The organism is Candidatus Spyradosoma sp. SGI.093, from assembly GCF_050314555.1.
Lineage (GTDB): Bacteria > Verrucomicrobiota > Verrucomicrobiia > Opitutales > UBA953 > Spyradosoma.
Map to the genome: position 1 here is coordinate 205986 of NZ_JBNPNH010000003.1, position 21785 is coordinate 227770.

The 21785-nt window shown below is 65.7% G+C and carries 16 protein-coding genes and 1 tRNA gene; 8 read left to right on the forward strand and 9 right to left on the reverse strand.

What is annotated here, in order from left to right; translation table 11 throughout:
• Positions 1–200: 200 nt before the first annotated feature.
• Positions 201–1763, reverse strand: coding sequence for a class I tRNA ligase family protein (locus tag ACQREB_RS04770; RefSeq protein ID WP_427765919.1), 1563 nt, complete (start codon positions 1761–1763; stop codon positions 201–203).
• Positions 1764–1951: 188 nt separating this feature from the next.
• Between ACQREB_RS04770 and argH the strand changes: the two genes are divergently transcribed.
• Complete coding sequence (gene argH, locus ACQREB_RS04775; RefSeq protein WP_427765921.1) at positions 1952–3385, forward strand: argininosuccinate lyase; 1434 nt, start codon at positions 1952–1954, stop codon at positions 3383–3385.
• Positions 3386–3419: 34 nt separating this feature from the next.
• On the opposite strand, the gene ACQREB_RS04780 is transcribed toward argH, so the two are convergent.
• Positions 3420–4895: an excinuclease ABC subunit UvrC gene (locus tag ACQREB_RS04780; RefSeq protein WP_427765923.1), complete on the reverse strand. Its 1476-nt coding sequence runs from the start codon at positions 4893–4895 to the stop codon at positions 3420–3422.
• Positions 4879–7452 carry a hypothetical protein gene (locus ACQREB_RS04785; protein ID WP_427765926.1) on the reverse strand — a complete coding sequence of 858 codons (2574 nt, stop codon included), beginning with the start codon at positions 7450–7452 and terminating at the stop codon, positions 4879–4881. Before ACQREB_RS04785 ends, ACQREB_RS04780 begins: the two co-directional genes overlap by 17 nt.
• A 138-nt stretch (positions 7453–7590) precedes the next feature.
• Here ACQREB_RS04785 and ACQREB_RS04790 point away from each other — a divergent pair, with 138 nt between their 5' ends.
• From ACQREB_RS04790 to ACQREB_RS04815, 6 genes are all read left to right on the forward strand, one after another.
• Positions 7591–8205, forward strand: coding sequence for a riboflavin synthase (locus tag ACQREB_RS04790; RefSeq protein WP_427765928.1), 615 nt, complete (start codon positions 7591–7593; stop codon positions 8203–8205).
• An 11-nt stretch (positions 8206–8216) separates the two neighbouring features.
• Positions 8217–8783, forward strand: coding sequence for a shikimate kinase (locus ACQREB_RS04795; RefSeq protein ID WP_427765930.1), 567 nt, complete (start codon positions 8217–8219; stop codon positions 8781–8783).
• Positions 8784–8792: 9 nt separating this feature from the next.
• Positions 8793–9134 (forward strand): histidine triad nucleotide-binding protein, encoded by a 342-nt coding sequence (locus ACQREB_RS04800; RefSeq protein ID WP_427765932.1) that lies wholly within the window; start codon positions 8793–8795, stop codon positions 9132–9134.
• A gap of 90 nt (positions 9135–9224) precedes the next feature.
• Positions 9225–9497 carry a 30S ribosomal protein S20 gene (gene rpsT, locus ACQREB_RS04805; protein ID WP_427765934.1) on the forward strand — a complete coding sequence of 91 codons (273 nt, stop codon included), beginning with the start codon at positions 9225–9227 and terminating at the stop codon, positions 9495–9497.
• A gap of 84 nt (positions 9498–9581) precedes the next feature.
• A complete protein-coding gene (locus tag ACQREB_RS04810; protein ID WP_427765936.1) occupies positions 9582–10391 on the forward strand; it encodes a hypothetical protein in 810 nt (269 codons plus the stop codon).
• Positions 10388–11299, forward strand: a complete 912-nt coding sequence (locus ACQREB_RS04815) for a metal ABC transporter substrate-binding protein (protein WP_427765939.1) — start codon at positions 10388–10390, stop codon at positions 11297–11299. Before ACQREB_RS04810 ends, ACQREB_RS04815 begins: the two co-directional genes overlap by 4 nt.
• Before the next feature lie 22 nt (positions 11300–11321).
• Here the strand turns inward: ACQREB_RS04815 and ACQREB_RS04820 are convergent, their stop codons facing one another.
• The 4 genes from ACQREB_RS04820 to ACQREB_RS04835 form a co-directional block, all read right to left on the reverse strand.
• Complete coding sequence (locus ACQREB_RS04820) at positions 11322–11786, reverse strand: tRNA (cytidine(34)-2'-O)-methyltransferase (RefSeq protein WP_427765942.1); 465 nt, start codon at positions 11784–11786, stop codon at positions 11322–11324.
• Between the two features lie 65 nt (positions 11787–11851).
• Positions 11852–12223, reverse strand: a complete 372-nt coding sequence (locus ACQREB_RS04825) for a four helix bundle protein (RefSeq protein WP_427765944.1) — start codon at positions 12221–12223, stop codon at positions 11852–11854.
• A 115-nt stretch (positions 12224–12338) separates the two neighbouring features.
• A complete protein-coding gene (locus ACQREB_RS04830) occupies positions 12339–12923 on the reverse strand; it encodes an HAD family hydrolase (RefSeq protein WP_427765946.1) in 585 nt (194 codons plus the stop codon).
• A gap of 71 nt (positions 12924–12994) precedes the next feature.
• A tRNA-Thr gene (locus tag ACQREB_RS04835) sits at positions 12995–13070 on the reverse strand.
• A gap of 171 nt (positions 13071–13241) precedes the next feature.
• Here ACQREB_RS04835 and metH point away from each other — a divergent pair.
• A complete protein-coding gene (metH, locus tag ACQREB_RS04840; protein WP_427765949.1) occupies positions 13242–16877 on the forward strand; it encodes a methionine synthase in 3636 nt (1211 codons plus the stop codon).
• A 93-nt stretch (positions 16878–16970) separates the two neighbouring features.
• Here metH and ACQREB_RS04845 read toward each other — a convergent pair whose 3' ends face one another.
• Entirely contained in the window at positions 16971–21269 is a 4299-nt protein-coding gene (locus ACQREB_RS04845; protein ID WP_427765951.1) for an autotransporter domain-containing protein, read from the reverse strand.
• Between the two features lie 180 nt (positions 21270–21449).
• On the reverse strand, positions 21450–21749 hold the full coding sequence (locus ACQREB_RS04850) for an HPr family phosphocarrier protein (protein ID WP_427765954.1): 300 nt from the start codon (positions 21747–21749) through the stop codon (positions 21450–21452).
• Positions 21750–21785 lie beyond the last annotated feature (36 nt).

The window sequence follows — 21785 nt, forward strand, 5'->3', positions numbered from 1 at the left end:
TTTAGGGGCGAAGGCATTCCTGCCTTCGTTCCCGCGACGCCCGATTTTCCCGAGGGCGCGTTTTCCGCCGCGCGGCGTTCCCGCGCCCCGCGACGAAGACGCGGACGTCTTCGCCGCCAGGCGCCGGACAAGCAGACCGCTCTCCTTCCGAATTCTTGAAATCCGCGGGGAGATTTTCCGTGCCCCGCGTTCCCGCGGGTTCACGCCTTTTTCGGCGCTTTGCCGTCGTCGGGACGCGGGAAGAGAATCGCCTTTTCGCCGAACGTCCTGCCGACGAGAACGTCGCTCCACGCCTGCGCACCGTCGAATTTTTCCGCGGGCGCGGCGCCGAAGAGCGTCTGAATCTTCGCGGCGATGCCGGGCATGACGGGCGTCACGGCGACGGCGACGAGGCGCAGGCCTTCCGCCATGGTCGCGAGCGACGTCTCCATCTTCGCGCGGTCGGCGGGATCGGCGGATTTCGCCAGCTTCCACGGCGCGCGCTCGTTCGCGTAGCGGTTCAGCTCGCGCACGAAATTCCAGAGCACGTCGAGCGCGGTGTGGAACTGGAAGTCCGCCGCGAGCGCGTGATACTGGCGCGCGGTCGTTTCCCAGAGTTCGCGGAGATTCTTTTCGAGCGGCTCGTCCACGCTCGCCGCGGGAAGGACGCGGCCGCAGTAGTTGCCCGTCATGTTGAGCACGCGGTTGACCATGTTGCCGAGGTCGTTGGCGAGGTCGCTCTTGTAGCGCGACATGTAGAGCGCTTCGGAGTATTCGCTGTCCTGGCCGACGTTCATTTCGCGGATGACGAAATAGCGGAACGCGTCGGCGCCGAGTTCGCGCATCAGCTCGATCGCGGATTTTTCCTGCGGCGCGTCGGCGTCGGCGGCGGTCTTCGTCTTGGAGACCTTGCGGCCCGCGGAAAGCCACCAACCGTGGGCGACGATCTTTTTCGGCAGCTCGATCCCGAGCGCGTGCAGCATGATCGGCCAATAGACGGCGTGCGGCGGGACGAGAATGTCCTTGCCGATGACGTGGATGTCCGCCGGCCAGCAGCCTTTTTCGAGCGAGGCGGAATAGTAGTTCGTCAGCGCGTCGAACCACACGTAGGTGACGAAATCCTTGTCGAACGGCAGCTCGATGCCCCACGCGAGGCGCTCCTTCGGGCGCGAGATGCAAAGGTCCGAAATCGGTTCCTTGAGGAACTCGACGACGTTCTTCTGGCGGAACGCGGGGAAGATGAAGTCCGGATTTTCTTCGAGATATTTACGGAGCCAGTCCTGGTGCTTCGCGAGGCGGAAGAAGTAGTTGGACTCGGTGATTTCGATGACTTCGCCGAAGAGCTCCGGCCACGAGCCGTCGGGCAGGCGGTCCTTTTCGAGCACGAACTGCTCCTGGCGGATGCTGTAGAAGCCCTTGTAGTCCGCCTTGTAGATTTCGCCGGCGTCGTAGAGTTTCTGCAGGAGCTCCTGCACGACCTTGACGTGGCGCGGCTGCGTCGTGCGGATGTAGTCGTCGTTGGAAATCGCAAGCTCGCGGCAGAGATCCTGGAAGAGCACGGCGACGCGGTCGCAGCATTCCTGCGGCGTGATGCCGAGCTTCTGCGCGTTCTGCTGGACTTTCTGCCCGTGCTCGTCGAGCCCCGTCAGAAAATGCGCGTCCTCGCCGTTCATGCGGCGGAAGCGGACGATGACGTCGGCGAGCACTTTTTCGTAGGCGTGTCCGAGGTGCGGAGCGCCGTTGGCGTAGTCGATCGCGGTTGTCAGATAAAAAGGCTTGCTCATGGTGATTGGTTCGATGACGAAAATTTTTTACGAAAGAATTTCGCAAGACGATACGCCGCCGCCCGCGTTCCCGCGAGAAAATTTTGCCCGCGGGAACGTTTGCGCCTTACGCCTTCCACATTCCACCTTCCACATTCCGCCGCGCGTTTTGGCTTTAAGCCGCAATCCCGAGGCATTAGATTTCACGCATGGCTAAAAAATCTTCGACGACGAAAACCGCGCCCGCGCGCAAGGAACAGGCGACCTGGGGCGGCAGATTTTCCCAGGGACCCGCCGAGCTGATGCTCCGCTTCGGCGAAAGCGTCTCGTTCGACGCGCGGCTCGCGCCGTTCGACGTCGCCGGGAGCAAGGCGCAGGCGAAGATGCTCGCGCACGTCGGCATCATTTCGCAAAAGGAATGCGCGGACATCGTGCGCGGGCTCGACGCGGTTCTCGCCGAAATCGAGGCGGGAAAATTCGAGTGGAACATCGCGCTCGAGGACGTGCACATGAACATCGAGCAGGCGCTCACGAAGCGCGTTCCCGCCGCCGCGAAGCTGCACACCGCGCGCTCGCGCAACGACCAGGTCGCGACCGACATGCGCCTGTTCTTCAAGGACGCGTGCGCGAAGATCTTCGAAAAGCTCGGCGCGCTGATGAACGCGCTGCTCGACTTCGCCGAGAAGAACCAGACCGTCTACATCCCCGGCTTCACGCACCTGCAGCGCGCGCAGCCCGTTTCCGTCGCGCACCACGCGCTCGCCTACGTCGAAATGTTCTCGCGCGACCGCGAGCGCTTCGCGGCGGTTTTCGACCACGCGAACTGGTCGCCGCTCGGCTCGGGCGCGATCGCGGGAACGACGCTGCCGATCGACCGCGAATTTTCCGCGCGCGAGATGGACTTCGTGGACGACCGCGGGAACGCGCGCGTCACGCGCAACAGCATGGACGCCGTCTCCGACCGCGACACGTTCGTCGAGTTCGCCGCGGCGTGCGCGCTCTGCGGCGTGCATTTTTCGCGCATCGCCGAAGACCTGATTCTGTGGAACACGGCGGAGTTCGGCTTCGTCGCGCTGCCCGACGCGTTCACGACGGGCTCGTCGCTCATGCCGCAGAAAAAGAATCCGGACTCGCTCGAACTGCTCCGCGGCAAATCCGCGCGGCTGCACGGCAATCTCGCCGCGCTCGTCACGATGGTCAAGGGACTACCGCTCACCTACAACCGCGACCTGCAGGAAGACAAGCCGCCCGTGTTCGACTCGTTCGACACGGTGATGATCGCGCTCGACGTGCTGCGCGAAACGCTCGCGGGCGCGTCCATGCGCGCGGACCGCTGCGCCGCCGCCGTCGCCGATCCGCTGCTGCTCGCGACGGACGTGGCGGACTACCTCGTGCGCGCGGGCGTGCCGTTCCGCGAGGCGCACCACGTCGTCGGGCACCTCGTCGCGCTCGCGGAAAAGACGGGAACGCCGCTGAACGCACTGCCGTTCGACGCGGTGAAGACGATCCACCCCGCGCTGAAGCCGGACTGGGTCAAGGTCTTCGACCTGAAGACGGCGATGGCGTCGCGGGAACGCGTCGGCATGCCCGGCCCGAAGCAGGTGAAGAAGCAGCTCGCCGCTTGGCGCAGAAAGCTCGCCTGAGCGCTCCCGCCGCGGGGCGTTCCCGCGCGCGGCGTCAGACGGTCTTCAGAAAGTCGAGGAGGTCGAGCGCGAATTTTTCGCCGACGCCTTCGACGGAGAGGAGCTCGTCGAGCGTCGCCGCCTTGAGGCGCGGGATCGTGCGGAAGCGCGCGAGCAGCGCCGCCTTGCGGCGTTCGCCCAGCCCGGGCATTTCGTCGAGCACGGATTCGCGGATTTTGCGGGAACGCAGGTCGGCGTTGTAGGTGTTCGCGAAGCGGTGCGCCTCGTCGCGCAGGCGCTGCAGCAGGCGCAGCGCGGGCGAGTCGTCGGGCATTTTGAGCGGCGCGCGCCCGTCGTGGAAGATCACGTATTCCTCGCGCTTCGCCATGCCGATCATCATGGGCGGGGCGATTCCGATTTCGCCGAACGCCTCGAGCGCGGCGTGCACCTGGCCGAGCCCGCCGTCGATGACGACGAGGTCGGGCATCGCGCGGCCCTCGCGGTGCAGGCGCGAGTAGCGGCGGAAAATCGTTTCGTGCATGGAGCGGAAGTCGTCGTTGCCGACGTAGCCCTTGATGCGGAAGCGGCGGTATTCGTTTTTGTCCGGCAGCCCGTCGCGGAAATGCACGCAGGAGGAGACGACGAACGTTCCCGAAATGTGCGAGATGTCGAAGCACTCCATCGTGCGCGGGAGTTTTTCCATGCCGAGCATTTCGCCGAGCAGGCGCACGGCCTCTTCGGGCGCGGTCGGGTCGGGGAGCGGATTCCCGCGGGCGAAGCGGCGGGATTTCTCGAGCGTCGCCTCGATCGCGGCGATGCGGTCGCGGAGCGCGGCGGCGCGCTCGTAGTCGCGCGTTTCCGCGGCCTGCGCCATCTCGGCGCGGAGGCGTTCGACCTCCTCGCGGTCGCGCCCTTCGAGAAAATCGCATGCGGCGTCCACGCGGGAACGGTATTCGGCCTCGCTCACCTCGTTCGCGTGCCCGTAGATCTCGGCGCGCGCGTCGTCGTAAAGCCGCCAGCGGCCGTCGTCGAGCCGGCGCGGGTGCGCGTCGCCGAGCAGCACGCCGAATTTTTTGCGCAGCTGCGCGAGCGTGCGGCGCACGCCGGTCGTGTGCGGGAACGGTCCGAAATAGCGCGCCTTGTCGGTGGCGCGCACGCGCACGAGGCGGAACACGGGCAGCGCCGCGCCGAGATCGACGCGGATCTGGATGAACTGCTTATCGTCGGTGAAAAGCGTGTTGTATTTCGGCTTGAGCTCCTTGATGAGGCGGCCTTCGAGCAGAAGCGCCTCCGTCTCCGAGCGCACGACGTGATACTCGAAGTCGGCGATCAGCTCGACGAGCATTCTGATCTTCGGTCCGAGCAGCGGCCGCCGCCCCGGCTGAAAATACGTGGAGACGCGGTTCTTGAGGTTCTTCGCCTTGCCGACGTAGATGATCGTGCCGAGGCGGTCCTTCATCAGATAGACGCCGGGCTTGCGCGGGAGCGCGCGCACCTTCGCCTTCAGCGACTCCTCATTTTTCCCGAACATCGGCGGGAACGCTCCAATCGCCCCAAAGCCGCGCGACGGCGGATTTTTCGACCCAGCCTTCGGCGTTCCCGCCGAAACGGATCAGACATTGCCCCGAACGCTCGCCCGCGACGCGCACGGGCGTTCCCGCGGCGAGCGTCGCGACGGCGCGCGCGGACGCGTCGTCGAGCACCGGCAGGTCGCGGACGACGAGCCCGTCGGCGAGCACGACCGCCGCGTCCGCGTCCCTGAGCGCCGCGCGCTGTATCCAGAAATTGAATGCGCCGAAGGCGAGCAGCGCCGCGCCGAGCGCGAGCACGGGAACGCGACGCCTCCGCAGAAACGCCGCGGCAAGCGCGCAGACGGAAAATCCGACGACGGCGAAGAGCGTCCACGCCGTCGGCGAAAACGAATCGCGCAGCGCCGCGAACGCGTCGAGCGGCGTCTTCACTTCGCCGAGCGACGGCAGCCCGAGCCTGAAGCGCGCCGCGTTCAGATTCACGACGACGTCCCCGCGACCGACGTCCAGCCGGCGCGCGCGCTCGAAGCAGACGAGCGCCGCGGCGTTCTTCCCCTGCGCGAAACACGCGTCGCCGAGGTCGAACCAGACGTCCGCGGCGAACGGCGCTTCGGCGGCGAGCGCGGCGAATCCGCGTTCCGCCTCGGCGAAATCGCCGCGCGCGTAGGCGTCTTCCGCCGCGGGAATCTTCGACGCGGTCTCGCTTTCCGCGCGCAGTTCGCCCGAAACCGCCGCCGTTCCCGCGAGCGCGGCGACGAGCGCGAACGCGCCCGAGCGCACCGCCCGCACGACGACCGCGCGGAATTTCTCGAAATGCGCGCAGCGCGCGTTCGGCAGATAGCCCGTCTTTTCCGCCTCGTCGAGCACTTCGGCGAGCTCGGCGTTCGCGCGGCGCACGTCCTCGCGGATCGCGTCCGCGCTCGCGGCGCCCTTCGCGTCGGCGAGCCAGTCGCTCACGTCCTCGCGCACGAGCGCGTCGAAATCTTCCGGCGTCGCGGCGGCGAGCTTCTTCAGCAGCGCGCCTTTGCGGGCGCGGGCGCGGCGGCGGCGTTCACGCGCGGGATCGGCGCGTTCCCGGCGCGCGCGGAACCGCGCGAGCGCGAAGGCGAGCGGCGCGACGACGAACGGCAGCGCCCAGAGCGCGAGCGCGGCGCGCCCCGGCGGCGTCTTTCCGCACGCGAGCGTCTCCGGCGTCAGCGGGCGGATGTAGGCGACGGCGTCCGCGGCGGCGTTCACGCGCGTCTCCGCGTTTCCGGCGGCGGGAGGCGGCGGCGCGGCGAGCGTTCCCGAGACGGCGGGCGCCGCGAGCGCGCGGTTCTCCTCGACCGAAAAAGTCTTTTCCGCGGTCGTCAGCGCGTAGTCGCCCGTCGCGGGATTCAGCGTCGCGAAGCTCAGCGAGACCTTGCGCTCGCCGGGTTCGAGCGGAATCAACATCAGCCGCACGCGCGTCTCGCGCTCGGCGGCGTTCCCGTCGGCGGCGGGCGTCTCGGAAATCTCCGCCGGATACGTGCGGAAGCCGGGCACGGACGGTTCCGGCGCGACGAGCCCCGACGCGTTCCCGCGGATCTTCAAATCCAGATAAAGCGGCTCGCCGCACTTGGCGGCGTCCGAGGAGAATTCCCAGCCCGGCGCGTTTTCGGAAACGATCCCCAGATCCGTCGCGCCCGCGGGAACGGGCGGGCGCGCGCGCACGACGACGCCCTTCAGCTCGCCCTTCAGCGGCACGGGAACGACGGCGCTCCCGCCGGGAAACGCCGCCGCGCGCATCTGCAGTCCGCCGAAAAACGGATCGCCGGCAAACGGGTCGCGCGCGCTCCCGTCGTCGAAAAAGCAGTCCGCCGACGCGGAAAACGCCGCCGTGAACGTGCCCGCCTTCATCGCGCGCAGGTCGAACGGGAAAATCGCCGCGTCGAAGCGCTCGCCGCGGAACGTCGCCGCGCTTTTCGCGTAGCCCTTTTCCGCCGCGACGAAGGCGTCCGCGCCGCCCGTGAGCGCGGGGCGCGACGTCAGCCGCGCGTCCAGCCCCGGCCGCGAGAGCACGCAGACGAGCGCCGGAATCTCCTCGCCCACGAAATACGATTCGCGCGCGCCGTCCTGCGCCTGGACGACGAGAAAGACAGCCTCCGAGAGCGGCATCTCCGAACCGTCCGCGCGCGTCAGCCCCGTCGAAAATCTGCCGACCGTGAATTTGAGCGGGCGCGTGAGGCGCTCGCCCTTCGAGGTCTCGACGCGGAACGCCGGGATTTCGATTTCGCCCGGCTTCGTGACCGTGAAGCCGAAGGTCTCCGCGCGCGTCGTCCTGCCGTTCACCCAGCTCGTCCGCGAGCCGCGCACGTTCGCGTGCCACGCGACGCCGTCCACCGCCGGGAACGCGGGAACGCCGCGCAGGGATTCGCCGTCGTCGCAATAGACGACGAAGCTCGCCATGCGGTTTTCCGTGACGACGTTCGGGGAAATTCCGACGCGCAGCGCTTCCGCCGCCGAAGCGGGAAGCGCCCCGCAGAACAAAAACAAAACGGCGAACCCGAGCGCCGTTCCGAATCTTCTGAAAAGCCTCATATTCTGCCGTCAGTATGCAGCAAAACCCCGACGGCGGGAACGGAAAATTTTCGGGCTTCCGCTTTCGCGGGCTCCGCGCCCGCAGCCTTCCGCCTTTTTGTTTTTACAGGCGGGGCGGGCGCGGCTACATTTTTCCGCATGTTCACAGGATTAGTGGAAACCACGGGAACGGTCGTTTCGCTGACGCGGGCGGAAAACGGCGTCTGGCGGCTCGTCGTCGACGCGCCGCGCTTCGCGGGAACGCTCGCGCTCGGCGACAGCGTCGCGAACAACGGCTGCTGCCTCACCGTCGTCGAGACGGCGGGAACGCGGCTCGGCTTCGACCTGCTCGACGAGACGCTGCGGAAGACGTCGTTTTCGCTGCTCAAGCCCGGCCGCGCCGTGAATCTGGAGCGCAGCCTGAAGGCGGACGCGCGGCTCGGCGGCCACTTCGTTTCCGGACACGTGGACGCGACGGGCGAAATCGTCTCGCTGGCGCGGGAAGGCGCGAATTTCCGTCTGCGCGTGCGCCCGCCGGCGCAATTCCGCAAGTACCTGGTCTACAAAGGCAGCATCGCCGTGGACGGCATTTCGCTGACGGTCGCCGAGCTCGACGACGCGGCGGGAACGTTCGACGTGTGGCTGATTCCGCACACGATGGCGGAGACGAACCTGCGGGAACGCCGCGCGGGCGAGCCCGTGAATCTCGAATTCGACATTCTGGCGAAATACGTCGAGCGCATCGGCCTTTTCGCCGACGCGCCCCGCGGCTGAATCTCACGCCGATGCACGCGAGCCGAAACGCAGAGCTTTCCTCCGGGCCGAACCTGATTCTCACGGGATTCATGGGAACGGGGAAATCCACGCTCGGACGTGCGATCGCGCAGGCGTGGAAACGGCCTTTCCGCGACACGGACAAAATCATTCAGGAGCGCGAAGGACGGACGATTCCGGAAATCTTCGCGCAGGACGGCGAAGCGGCGTTCCGCGGGCTCGAAAAGCGCTGCGTCGAGGAATGGCTGCCCGAAAGCGGCGCCGTCATTTCGACGGGCGGCGGAATCGTGACGATTCCCGGGATCGCGGAACGCCTGCGCGCGCGCGGCGTCGTCGTCGCGCTCTTCGCCTCTCCGGAGACTATTCTCGAACGCACGCGCGCGAACAAAAACCGCCCGCTCCTGCAGTGCGAAGACCCGCTCGCGCGCATCCGCGAACTGCTCGCCGCGCGGGAACGCGCCTACATGCGCTCCGGCGTGAACGTGCTCACCGACCGGCGCCCGCTCGAGGAGCTCGTCGCCATCGTCACGCGCGTCTATCGTGCCGCCCTCCGCGCGCGGGAACGCGAAACGCGCTGAAGAATTTCCATGAAGACGTTATTCCAAAAAATCGCAGACCGGGAAATCCCCGTGAAATTCGTCTTTGAGGACGAACTCTGCTTCGCCATCGAGGACATCAACCCGCAGGCGCCCGTCCACGTGCTCGTGATTCCGAAGCGCGTCGTCGCGCGGCTCGGCGTCGCCGAAGAATCGGACGCCGCGCTGCTCGGGCACCTGCTCGTCGTCGCGGGAAAGATCGCGCGCGAGCGCGGGATCGACGCGACGGGCTTCCGCACGGTCGTCAACAGCGGACGCGACGCGGGCGAAACCGTGCCGCACCTGCACGTGCACCTGCTCGGCGGGCGCGCCCTCGGCTGGCCTCCGGGCTGAAGAAGCGCGGCGAAAATCGCCGTTGACTTTCTCCCGAAAAATGTTGTGATGTTTCAACTTTCCAAATTTTTCAATTTATCACAGACCGAAATGGCCAACATCAAGTCAGCACAAAAGAACATTCGTAAATCCGCGACCAATGCGAAGCGCAACCGCTCCGTGAAGAGCCGCATCAAGTCCACGGCGAAAACCGCGAAGCAAGCCATCGCTTCGGGCGACGCGGAAGCCATTAAGGCGGTCGCGCCGCTCTGCGCCTCCGTCTTCGACAAGGCGACGAAGTCGGGCGTCATCCACCCGAACAAGGCCGCCCGTATGAAGTCCCGCCTCGCGAAGGCCGCGAACAAGGCAAAGGCCGCCGCGTAAGCTTCGCAGCATTTTCCGCTTTTCCGCGTTCCCGCGCCGCTCGTCCGTCGCGGGAACGTTTTTTTGAATCGCGCAGTTTCTGCCGTGCTCTCTTTTCCGCCGAACACGCTCCGCGCCGAAGCGACGCTGCTCCCCGTGATCTTCCGCGGGCGGGGCGTCGTCGCGCTCGCCAAGCCCGCCGGAGTTCCCGCGGACGAACATCCGTGGAACGCGGCGGGAACGCCGACGCTCTGCGGCGAACTGCGGAAACGCCTCGCGCTGAAGATCGCCTCGGCGGAAGCGCTCGGGCTGACGCGCCCCGCGGCGGTCGCGGCGCCGGACGCGGACTGCTCCGGCGCGACGCTGCTCGCCGACCGCGACGGCGGCGCGCTCGAATTCTGGCGCAACGCGCTCGGCTCGGAACGGCTGGCGTTCCGCTTCCTGCTGCTTTCCCGCGCGGCGCCGGGAACGCCCGACGCGTTCACGTGCGCGCTGCCCGTCGCGGCGCATTTTTCCGAAGCGCGCGCGCTCGTCTCGCACACGACGGGGAAAAAATCCGCGACGCGCTTCGAGCGGCTCGAAAAACTCGGCGCGTGGGAGCTTTGGCGCGCGGAAACGACTCTCCCGCGGCCGCACCAGATCCGGCTTCACGCGGCGGAGAGCGGGATTCCCGCCGTCGGCGACGCGCTTTACGGCGGCGCGCCCGCGGTTCTCGTCTCGGAACTGCGTCCGAAGAAGCGTCTCAACAAGGGCGACGACAAGGCGTTTTACGCGGCGCCCTGCGTGCATCTGGCGGAAATCGCGCCGTGCGGCGAGCTCGGCGTTCCCGCGTTCGACGGCGTCGTCGCGCCGCCGCCGAACGGCTTCGAAACGCTCTTGAAAAAACTCCGCGCGCGGTTTCAATGCGCGTCATGAAAACGAACCTGCTCGCGCCGCTGCTCTGCTTCGCCGCCGCTCTCGCCGCCTTCGCGGGAACGCCCGCCGACGCCGCCGCGCGCCCGGAAAAACGCCGCGTCGTCGCGACCTTCACCGTTCCCGCCGACTGGGCGCGCAACGTCGCCGGAGCGGGCGCGGACGTCGTTTCGCTCGTCCCTCCCGACGCCGACAATCACGCCTATTCGCCCTCGCCGGGCGACCTGAAGAAAATCCGCGAGGCGGACGTCGTCTTTGCGATTTCGCCGCATTTCGAGACCTGGTTCGGCGCGCTCGTCCGCGAAGAACTCCGAAAGAATCCTGAGAAATTCGTCTTCCTCGGCGAGCCTTTCGTCGCGGAAACGCACGCGGCGCACGCGCACGAAAACGCGCCCTGCGCGCACGGCGCCGAAGACCCGCATTTCTGGACGGATCCCGCGCTCGTCGCCGGGCACTGCGTGCCGCTCATCGAAAAAGCGCTCGGCGCGGACGGAAGCCGCTACCGCCGCGAGCTCGAAGCCTTCGTGCGCGAGGCGCGGGAAAAGCTCGCGAAAATCCCGCGGGAACGCCGCCGCTGCGTCACCTACCACAACAATTTTTCGCATTTCGCGGCGCGTTTCGGTTTCGAGATCGCGGGAACGATTCTCGACTCCGCGACGACGGAGGCGGCGGATCCGTCCGCGAAAAGGCTGGCGCGGCTCGCGGAAAAAATCCGGCGGGAACGCATTCCCGTCTTCGCGGACGCGACGGCGTCGCCGCGCCTGCCGCGCGTGCTGGCGCAAAACGCGGGCGTTCCCGCGCCGCGGACGCTGCGTGTGGACGCGCTCGGCGCGCCCGACTCTCCCGCCGGCGACTATCTGGGCATGATGCGCGAAAACGTCGCCGCCCTCCTCGCCGCCTGCGCGGAATAGCGCGCGAAAATCAGCGGCGCTCTCATCGTCCGCGCGTGATCTGGCGGAGCGCCTCGTAGGTCGCGATGCCCGCCGCGGTGGAAAGATTCAGCGAGCGGAGCGTTTCCGCGGGCTGGGGAATCTTGATTTCGAAATCCTCGCCGACGAACGCGTGCAGCCACGCGGGAGCGCCGTGCCCTTCGTTGCCGAAGACGAGCCCGTCGCCGTCGCGGAACTCCGCGTCCCAAAGCCCCTTCTTTGCCTTCGTCGTGAGCAGCCACAGGCGCGTCGGCCGCTCCGGGAACGCCAGGAACGCGTCCCAGTTTTCGTGGTGCACGACGTCGAGCGACTTCCAGTAGTCCATTCCCGAGCGGCGCAGGTGCGCGTCGGTGATCGTGAATCCGAGCGGATGGATCAGGTGCAGGCGGGAACGCGTGATCGCGCACATGCGGCCGATGTTGCCGGTGTTCTGGGGAATTTCGGGATTGAAGAGGACGACGTGAAGCATCGGAAAAAAAGCTTAAGAGTTGAAAAGCTTAAAAGCTTAAAGTTGAAGGATTCGACGGACGAAATTCAGGAGCGGGTTTCAAAACTTTTTCTGAGCGCATTGAGCATCAGCCCAATTTCGCGGATGCGCTCTCGACACTCCGAAAAATTTTCTTCGGAAACGAATCCCGTATCCGCGCCGAGCTGCATCTGGCAGCAGACTTCGAGTAATGAGCCATAAGCGATTTCAAGAAAACGTATCTGGTCTTTAATCGATCTCCGGCCAGTTCCCTCCGCAATGTTCGAAGCGACCGAAACGACCGCGCGGCGGAGCTGAAGCGCCAACCCGTAACGTTCTTCCGCCGGGAACGTCCGCGTCACGTCGTATATCTTCTTGGACAGTTCCCGCGCCTTTTGCCAAACAGCCAGCCGTTCAAAATTAAATCGAAAATCTTCCATGCTCTTTCTCTCCTCGGCTTTCAGACGTCCGCACTCTTCAACTCTTAAATTTTTTCACCTTTTAAGCTATTAACCTTTTAAGCTCTTAAGCTTTTAAACTCCTCAACTCTCCCCGTCAGCGCGGGAAAACCATCAGGCACGCCATGCCCGCGGCTTCGGCGGCGTCGAAGCCCTTCGGGCTGTCCTCGACGACGAGACAGTCCCGCGCGGGAACGCCGAGCCGCTCCGCCGCGAGCAGAAAAAGGTCCGGCGCGGGCTTGCAGTTCGCCACGTCCTCCGAGGTGACGACGACGGGAAAAATATCCGCGACGCCTATGACGTCGAGAATCTGATGCACCTCCTTGCGGAAGCCGCCCGAGGCGACGGCGAGCTTCGCGCCCGCCGCGGCGAGCCGCCGCGCGTAGTCGCAGACTTCGGGAATCGGCGTCACGTCGCGGATGTGCTCGGCGAGATAGGCGTGGTAGTCCGGCAGCAGGCGCTCGATGCTGATCCTGAAGCCGTAGCGCGCTTCGAGAATCGCGATCGTGTCCGCCGTGTTCATGCCGCCGAGCGTGCAGAAGAAATCCCACGGGAACGCCCACTCGAATCCGACCTGCCGCCGCACGGCGTTTTCCCAGGCGCCGTGGTGCAGACGCATGGACGCGGCGAGCGTGCCGTCGCAGTCGAAGATGTAGGCGGAAAAAGGATGTGTTGCCGTCATGATGGCGAGGATTGAAACACGCGTTCCGAAATCTTGGAAACAAAAAAGCGTTCCCGGCGGGAACGCTTAAATGGAGCCACTTGTCGGACTTGAACCAACGACCCTCTCATTACGAATGAGATGCTCTACCAACTGAGCTAAAGTGGCGAAAACGTCAAAAATGAAGCCCTAACAATACTCTTTATCCGACGACGCGCAAGCTTTTTTTGAAAAAATTTTCGCGCGCCCGCACCCGCGGCGGAAGAGCGTCGGACGCGGGGCGAAAAATTTCCGCATTTTGGGCTTAACATATCAAAAAATCATAATTTAATGATACGTATGAATTTCGACGAACTGCCATTGTCCGCGCGTGGGAAAAAATTCGAAGCGCTCCTGCGTTCCCGCATCGTCTTTCTCGACGGCGCCATGGGAACGATGATTCAGCGCGAAAAGCTGAGCGAGGCGGACTTCCGCGGCGAGCGTTTCCGCGCTCATCCCGTCGATCTCAAGGGCGACAACGACGTGCTTTCGCTGACGCGCCCCGACGTGCTCGAAAAGATCCACCGCGCGTATCTGGAGGCGGGCGCGGACGTGATTTCGACGAACACCTTCAACTCGACGCGCATCTCCCAGCACGAATACGGGCTGGACGAGCACGTCGGCGAAATGGCGCGCGCGGCGGCGGAAATCGCCGTGCGCGTCCGCGACGCGTTCGAGGCGGAAAATCCCGCGCGCGCGGGGGCGTGCTTCGTCGCCGCCTCGATCGGCCCGACGGGCAAGATGCTTTCGATGTCGCCGGACATCGGCGATCCCGCGGCGCGCGCCGTCACGTTCGACGAAATGCGCGACGCCTACCGCGAGCAGATTCTCGCCGTGCTCGACGGCGGCGCGGACGCGCTGCTTTACGAGACGGCGACGGACGCGCTCAACGTCAAGGCGGCGATCTTCGCGATGGAGGAAATCTTCGAGGCGCGCGGCGAGCGCGTTCCCGTAATGATTTCGGGCACGGTCGCGGACAAGGCCGGGCGCCTGCTCTCCGGGCAGACGGTCGAGGCGTTTTGGGAAAGCGTCCGCCACGCGCGGCCGATCTCGATCGGCATGAACTGCGCGATGGGCGCGCCCGCGATGCGGCCTTTCATCGAAGCGCTCGCGAAGATCGCGGACTGCGCCGTGAGCTGCCACCCGAACGCCGGGCTGCCGAACCCGCTCGCGCCGTCGGGCTTTTCGGAAACGGCGGAGGAGACGGCGATGCACCTGCGCGAATTTTCCCGCGAAGGGCTGGTGAACATTCTCGGAGGCTGCTGCGGAACGACGCCGGAGCACATCCGCGCGATCCGCCGTTCCACGGAGCCGTTCCCGCCGCGCGCGATTCCGCGCTTCGCGGAGACGCTCACGCTCTCGGGCACGGAGACGTTCGCGTTCCCGCCGCTCGGCTCGGCGGAGGCGAGTTCGGCGTTCGTGCTCGTCGGCGAACGCGCGAACGTCACGGGCTCGCCGAAATTCAGAAAACTCGTCGTCGCGGGCGACTGGGAAGGCGCGCTCGCGGTCGCGCGGCAGCAGGTCGAAAACGGCGCGAACGTCATCGACGTGAATTTCGACGAAGGTCTGCTCGACGGCAAGGCGTGCATGACGCGCTTTCTGAATCTGATCGCGGCGGAGCCCGAAATCGCGCGCGTGCCGATCATGATCGATTCGTCGAAATGGAACGTGATCGAGGCGGGGCTGCGCTGCGCGCAGGGCAAATGCGTCGTCAATTCGATTTCGCTGAAGGAAGGCGAAGCGACGTTCCTCGAACGCGCGAAGCTCTGCCGCCGCTACGGCGCGGCGATGATCGTGATGGCGTTCGACGAGCGCGGCCAGGCGACGAGCTTCGAGCGCAAGGTCGAAGTCTGCGAACGCGCGTACAGGCTGCTCACGGAGCGCGCCGGCGTTCCCGCGAGCGACGTCATCTTCGACCCGAACGTGCTGACCGTCGGCACGGGCATCGAAAGCGACGCGGCGTTCGGCGTCGACTTCATCCGCGCCGTCGCCGAAATCAAGCGCCGCTGCCCGGGCGCGCGCACGTCGGGCGGCATCTCCAACGTGTCGTTCGCGTTCCGCGGGAACAATCCCGTGCGCGAGGCGATTCACGCCGTTTTCCTTTACCACGCGATCCGCGCCGGGCTGGACATGGGCATCGTCAACGCGGGCATGCTCGGCGTCTACGAGGAAATTCCCGAAGAACTGCGGGAACGCGTCGAAGACGTCGTGCTGAACCGCCGCGCGGACGCGACCGACCGCCTCATCGAAATCGCCGCGAAATACAACGTGAAGCGCGCCGCCGGCGAAGCCGCGGGAACGCCGGGCGCGGCGCCTCTCGCGCACGACGACGCCCGACGCGAAGCGGACGTCGCCGCGCGCCTCGAATACGCGCTCGTCCACGGCGTCGCCGACCACGTGCGCGAAGACGTGCTCGAAGCCTTCGCGAAAATCGGCTCTCCGCTCGGCGTCATCGAAGGTCCGCTCATGGCGGGCATGGGCACGGTCGGCAAGCTTTTCGGCGACGGGAAAATGTTCCTGCCGCAGGTCGTCAAATCCGCGCGCGTGATGAAGCAGGCGGTCGAAGTGCTCACGCCGTTCATGGAGGAGGAGCGCCGCGCGGACGGCGGGAACGCGCCCGCGGCTTCGGCGCGCCGGCGGCTCGTCGTCGCGACGGTGAAGGGCGACGTCCACGACATCGGCAAAAACATCGTCTCGATCGTGCTCGCGTGCAACGGCTACGAAATCTTCGACCTCGGCGTCATGGCCCCCTGCGAAAAAATCCTGGCGGCCGCGCGGGAACACGCCGCGGACGCCGTCATTCTCAGTGGGCTCATCACGCCCTCGCTCGACGAGATGGCGCACGTCGCCGCGGAGATGCGGCGCGCGGGCTTCACGATCCCGCTCTTCGTCGGCGGCGCCACGACCTCGCACGCGCACACGGCGATCAAGATCGCGCCGAACTACGCGGACGAGCTCGTCTTCCACACGGAGGACGCCTCGCAGCTTTCCGCCGCCTGCAGCGAATATTTTTCGCGGGAACTGCGGGAAAAATTCGTCGCGGAAACGCGGGAGGCCTACGCGAAGATCCGCGCCGAATACGCCGCGAAGAAGCCGCGCGAAACGCTTTCCCCCGAAGCCGCGCGCGCGAACCGGCTGCGCCTCGACTTCGCCGCGAATCCGCCCGCGCGCCCGCGCTTCGTCGGCGTGAAGCGCGTTGAAATCCCGCTCGCCGAGCTGGAGCCGCTGATCGCGTGGAACGCGCTGCTGAGCGTGTTCGAGATGCGCGGAGCCGCCGCGAAATCGGACGAGGCGAAAAAACTGCTCGACGACGCGCGCGCCATGCTGCGCGCCCTGCCCGAGCACGGAATCGCGCACGCGCTCGGCGTCGTCGGGATTTTCCCCGCCTTTTCCGAAGACGAAAAAATCGTCGTCGAGGGCGGACGCGTCGTCTTCCGCACGCCGCGCCAGCTCGCGAAAATGCCCGCGGGAACGCCCAATCTCGCGCTCGCGGACTTCATCGCCCCCGCGGGAACGCCCGACTGGATCGGCGCCTTCGCCGCGACCGCGGGAACGCCGCTCAAACGCCGCGCGGACGAACTCGCCGCGGCGGGCGACGATTACGCCTCGCTGCTCGCGTGCGCGCTCGGCGACCGCATCGCGGAGGCCGCGTCCGAATGGCTCCACCGCAAAGTCCGGCGCGAGCTCTGGGGCTACGCGGCGGACGAACGCCTTTCCGCGGACGAGCTGCTCGCCGAAAAATACAAGGGCATCCGCCCCGCGATCGGCTATCCCGTCTTCCCGGACCACGCGCAGAAGCGCGAGCTCTTCGCCCTGCTCGACGTTCCCGCCGCCATCGGCGTGACGCTGACGGAGTCGTTCATGATGACGCCGCCGTCTTCGACCTGCGGCCTCTATTTCGCCTCGCCCTCCGCCAAATACTTCGACGCCCGCTGACGCGAGAGAGATTCCGCGCCCCCGCCCGAAGCAAAACGAAAAGAGGACAGGCGTTCCCGCCTGCCCTCTTTTCGCGTGTCGTCCGCGCGCGCGTCAGAAGCGGCAGCGCACCATCAAGTTGAAGCTGTGCTCCGGATCGGCGTCTTCGCGCAGGAACGTGCAGTCGTAGTCGAAGGAAACCGTCGTCGATTCCGCGATGAGCACGGTCACGCCGAGTCCCGCCGTGACGGAATCCGCACCGGACTTGTTCATTTCCGTCGTGAACGGCGTCGAGCCCGGAATCGCGAGCCGCGCGTCCACGTCTTCCGCGCCGTCGAGGAATTCGTGCTTCCACGCGATGCGGGCTTCGGGAACGAACGTGATGCACTCCTTGACGTCGAAGCGCACCGTCGCGCGCCAGCCGAGCGTCGAGACGAGCGAATCGTAGCTGAAATCGTCGGTCGTGAGCCTGTCCGCGCCGGAGCCGTTTTCCGTGTAGCCGTCGATGCTGTTGTAGGCGTAGCGGAGCGAGGCCGTCGGTCCCGTCGTCCACTGATAAGTCAGCGCCTGCGAGCCCGCCTCCCATTCGTAGCCGAGCGCGAGGTAGCCGATCGCCTGCGAGCCGTCGGGCGACGCCGACGCGCGGCCGGAATAAGAGCCAATCTTCGTCGTGCGCGTGAAGTCGTATTCGCCCATGCCGTAGGACGCCATGCCCATGTAGTAGAAGCTGCCCTCGCGGTTGTTGTTGGAGCCGGCGAAATAGACGCCGACGGAGCGCATCGAAACGTCGGACTCGGAATCCGTCGCCTTCATTTCGGTCTTGCCGTCCGTGTAGCCGACGAAAAGCCCGACGGCGAGACGATCCGAGAGCGCGTAATCGAAGCCGATGAACGCGTTGGTCAGATCCGTTTCCGTCTTGGGGGCGTTCCCGGCGGCATCGCCCTTGCTGAAGGAATAGCCGCCGTTCGCCCAGAGCATCGCGCGCTGGCGGTTGAGCTCGTAGCCCGCGAACTGCCGCATGCCGTTGGCGGCGACGGCGTTCGGGTTCGCCGAGAACGAAAATCCGTAGGAATTGAAGAGCGGCGCGGACCACAGGTCGGAAATCGGGAAGCCCGTGCGCAGCTCGCGGGAACGCCGTTCGAGCGCGCCCGTCGTCGCCGAAGCCTGCATGTCGTGCAGCATGTTGACCGTCTTCAGGTTGACGGGCAGGAACTGGTCGTAGGCGGCGAGCAGATCGCCGAGATATTCGAACGCGTTGAGCTGACCGAGCAGGACCGCGTTTTCCGCCTTCAGCGCGGGATCGTCGAGGCAGAGGCGAAGCGAATGCGCGATCGCCTTCTGTTCGCCGCTCATCGACGCGTACGTCAGCCGCAGCGGGGACACTTCGACGCCCTCGGGCATGTCCGCCTCGATTTCGCCGTTCGCGTTGATCACGTAGTTCAGATCGACTTCCCGCGTGCCGTCCCAGACGGTCGGCGCCGAAGCGTCCAGCGTCACGACGGTGTCGGAGACGCTGACGGAGTCCGCTTCGATGAAATTGATTTTGTCGCTCGGCAGTTTGCCGACGAAGGCGAGCTTGATCGTGGATTCGCCGCCTTCGTTTCCGGAGATGGAGACGGAGCCGTCCACCTTCAGCATGTCGCCGGCCGTCAGTTCGATCGTGCCGCCCGTGCAGCGGAAGGAAGTGGATTCCGCGTCCGCGGATTTCGCGATCGCCAAGTCGCCGCCGAGCGAAAGCGTCGAGTCGCCGCCGAGAGAAACCGCCGCCGCGAGAATCGTCGCGCCCGACGCGACGCGGACGACGGATCCGCCGCCGACGTTCACGCCGGAGGCTCCCGAGACGGAAATTTCGCCGCTCAGCGCGACTTCCGACTTCTGCGCGACCTGCAGACCGCCCGTTCCCGAGAACGTCGCGCCCGCGATCGTCGCCGCCGCCGTCGAAATCGAAACGCCGCCGGAATTCACCTCGCCGGCGAACACCGCCGTCGCGCGGTTGATTTTCTCCGGCGTGCCTTCGCCTTCCTCGCCCTCGGCGGGAACGGTCGCCGCCTGGTAGAAGCCGCGCACGCTCAGCACTTCCAGAGAGCCGCCTTCCGCGTCGATGTTGCCGACGACGAGCTTTTTGCCCGCGGGAACGTAAATCGACGCCGCCGTGGTCTCCGTCGCGCCGATCGTCGCGCTGTTGACGCGCGTTTCCGCGCCGGTGACGTTGACGAGACCGCCCGTCGGGCTCAGCGCGAATTTGTTCGTGCCGCCCATGTCGAAGGTGCCGCCCGTCATCGAGAACGAGGCGATTTCGAGCGTGCCCGCGTCGTTCGTCCGCAGCACGCCGCCGCGCAGATCGACGCCGGAAAGGCTCGACTCGTTCTGAATCGCCGCCACGACGCCGCCGTAAATGCTCAGCGTTCCGCTTTCCAGCGTGCCGCCGTTGAGCTTGAGCGTTCCCGCGTCGATCTCGATGCCGCGCGGCGCGTCAATCGTGCCGCCCGCGGCGAGATCCAGCGTGCCGCCGTTGACGTAAACCTTGAGTCCCTTCCAGTTTTCGCCGTCGTAAGAGGAAATCACGCCTCCGTCCTTCACCGTCAGCGAGCCGGCGTTGAGAATGACGGAATCCTCGACGCGCAGATTCGCCGCCGTTCCCGCCGAAGAAGCCGAGGCGACGACGCAGCTCGTCGAGCTCCTGTCGAGCACGAGCGCGTGAACGTCGCGCGTCGAATCGATGAGCATCGAACTCGACTCCATCACGACGTCGCCCGTGTTGAACTTCACGCTCACGTCGGAGACTCTCCCCGTCGTGTTCCCGTCGTTGATGAACTTCACCTGCCAGTCGCCGGTCTCGACGCTCGTGTCCACGCCCCAAAACGCGTTGGAGACGAAGGTCCACGTCAGCGCGGTCGTGCCGTTCGCGGCGGTCACCGAATCGTAAGCCGTCTTGAACGCGTCCGCGCCGTCCGCGGAGGACGAAAGCGACGCCTGATCGAGCAGCACGCTCTCCGTGCCGTTCGGCGAAACGAGCACGACCTTCGCGTCCTTGAAATAGTTGATGTTGTCGATGGTGAACGAGACTTCGACGGACTCGATCTTCTGCTCGAGCGGCGTCTCGGAAACCTTGACCGTCGCGACGACGGGATCGCCGCGGCGCGTCCACGACGAGGCGTTGGAGCTCAGCGCCACGTCCGGCGTCGTCGTCGTGCGGATCGTCTCGTAGGCGATGTCCGCGGCGACCTCGACGAAATTCGTCGCGTTGACCATGCCAAAGCCGTAGTCGTTGGAAAAGCGGAAGCCGGCGGAATTCGTCGTCCAGACCGTATCCTTGGACTTGCTCGCGTCCTCCATCTGCGGGAGCACGTCGCAGGAGCGCGCGAGCGCATGCTTAGCCCAGCGCGAATCCATGGCGACGTTGTCCGCCGCCGCGAGCGCGATGACGCCGGAGACGACCGGCGCCGCGTAGGACGTGCCCGAGCTGTACGCGTAGTTGACCTGATCGTTTCCGCCGGAAGCGGCGGCGGCGAGCGCGCTCGTCGTGTCCGAATCGCCTTCGTCCTCGTTCTTCACGGAGATGCCGTCGCGCGAAGCGGAATAGACGTTTTCGCCCGGCGCGCAGACGAAGAGATTGGCCCCGTAGCTGGAAAAGGCGCTGTAATAGCCGCCCTGATGCGTCGAGCCCACGACGATGCCGCCCTCGAAATTCTGCTCCGCTGAACCGTTCGCGTCGGAAGGCGTGGTCTTTTTGTTGCGGTCGTTGCCGGCGGCGAAGACGTAAATAGTGTTGTTGCGCGTCGTCTGCGTCAGCGCGGTCTTCACGTCGTCCGAAAGCTTCGCGACGAAATACGGCGTATAACCGTAACTGCAGTTCTTGATGTGAATCGCGGCGTCGGAGATCGGCTTTCCCGTCTGCGTTTCCGTGTTCGTTCCCCACCCGGCGCCGTACCAGTACGCCTGCAAAATCGCGGACGAGCTCATCGTTCCGTTGCCGTTGCCGACGTGCAGCCCCGCGAGCTGCGCGTAGGGCGCGGCGCCGGAAATGCCGATGCCGTTGTTCCCGCGCGCCGCCGCCATGCCCGCGACGAAGGTGCCGTGCGATTCGCTGGAATACATCACCTCGTCGTCGTCGCGCGCCGAGCCGATGAAGTCCTTGCTCCACTGCGTGCTGTAATTGGGCGCGAGGTCCGGATGCTCCGGATCTAGCCATTCGTCGATGACGCCGATGACGACGCCGCTGCCCATGTGGCCCGCCTGCCAGGCGCCCGCGATCTCGATGCCGTTTTTGGCGGGATTCCACTGCCATTGCGAGCCAAGATAGGGGTCGTCGAGCACGCTCGTGGGAGGTATCTGAACGGCGGTTTCCGCGGCGGAAAGCGCGACCGCGCCGGCGAACAGCATCGTCAAAGATAAACGGAAGGGGCGAATCATGATGATAATGATTGGGTTCTTTTGCAAAAGGGGGTGGAGGCGAAAATGCGTCTTCGCCGTTATGCTCGAAATGAAACTCTTTTCGGGAGCGCGCCGCAAGGAAAAACGCGGCTCGGGAAAACAAAAAACGTTCCCGCGAAAACGAGCGCGGGAACGCGAAAAGCGGACGGAGAAAAAGGCTCAGACTTCGTCGAAGCGGCGCGCGAAAAGCGCCTCGAGCTCGTCGAGCAGACGCCTGGCGGCGGCTTCGTCGTCGCCGCTCGCCTCGAACGCCAGCTTCGAGCCGTTGCCGGCGGCGAGCATCATCAGCCCCATGATGCTCTTCCCGTTGACGCGCTCGTCGTCCTTCGCGACGTCGAGCTGGACGTTCGGATATTTGTTCGCGATGCGGACGATCATCGCCGCCGGACGCGCGTGAACGCCCATCTTGTTCTGAACGACAAGTTCTCGGGTGAAAGAATTCGGTGAGGAATCTGACATAAATTTTCTGAGAGGTTCGTACATTTCAGCACGAAG

Excerpts from the sequence above, each read along its gene's own strand:
- ACQREB_RS04795 (WP_427765930.1), top strand. The coding sequence starts at position 8,217 with ATGCACGCGAGCCGAAACGCAGAGCTTTCCTCCGGGCCGAACCTGATT.
- ACQREB_RS04820 (WP_427765942.1), bottom strand. The coding sequence starts at position 11,786 with ATGCTTCACGTCGTCCTCTTCAATCCCGAAATTCCCCAGAACACCGGC.
- ACQREB_RS04785 (WP_427765926.1), bottom strand. The coding sequence starts at position 7,452 with ATGAGGCTTTTCAGAAGATTCGGAACGGCGCTCGGGTTCGCCGTTTTG.
- ACQREB_RS04770 (WP_427765919.1), bottom strand. The coding sequence starts at position 1,763 with ATGAGCAAGCCTTTTTATCTGACAACCGCGATCGACTACGCCAACGGC.
- ACQREB_RS04800 (WP_427765932.1), top strand. The coding sequence starts at position 8,793 with ATGAAGACGTTATTCCAAAAAATCGCAGACCGGGAAATCCCCGTGAAA.
- ACQREB_RS04825 (WP_427765944.1), bottom strand. The coding sequence starts at position 12,223 with ATGGAAGATTTTCGATTTAATTTTGAACGGCTGGCTGTTTGGCAAAAG.
- argH (WP_427765921.1), top strand. The coding sequence starts at position 1,952 with ATGGCTAAAAAATCTTCGACGACGAAAACCGCGCCCGCGCGCAAGGAA.
- metH (WP_427765949.1), top strand. The coding sequence starts at position 13,242 with ATGAATTTCGACGAACTGCCATTGTCCGCGCGTGGGAAAAAATTCGAA.
- ACQREB_RS04815 (WP_427765939.1), top strand. The coding sequence starts at position 10,388 with ATGAAAACGAACCTGCTCGCGCCGCTGCTCTGCTTCGCCGCCGCTCTC.
- ACQREB_RS04850 (WP_427765954.1), bottom strand. The coding sequence starts at position 21,749 with ATGTCAGATTCCTCACCGAATTCTTTCACCCGAGAACTTGTCGTTCAG.
- ACQREB_RS04790 (WP_427765928.1), top strand. The coding sequence starts at position 7,591 with ATGTTCACAGGATTAGTGGAAACCACGGGAACGGTCGTTTCGCTGACG.
- ACQREB_RS04845 (WP_427765951.1), bottom strand. The coding sequence starts at position 21,269 with ATGATTCGCCCCTTCCGTTTATCTTTGACGATGCTGTTCGCCGGCGCG.
- rpsT (WP_427765934.1), top strand. The coding sequence starts at position 9,225 with ATGGCCAACATCAAGTCAGCACAAAAGAACATTCGTAAATCCGCGACC.
- ACQREB_RS04780 (WP_427765923.1), bottom strand. The coding sequence starts at position 4,895 with ATGTTCGGGAAAAATGAGGAGTCGCTGAAGGCGAAGGTGCGCGCGCTC.
- ACQREB_RS04830 (WP_427765946.1), bottom strand. The coding sequence starts at position 12,923 with ATGACGGCAACACATCCTTTTTCCGCCTACATCTTCGACTGCGACGGC.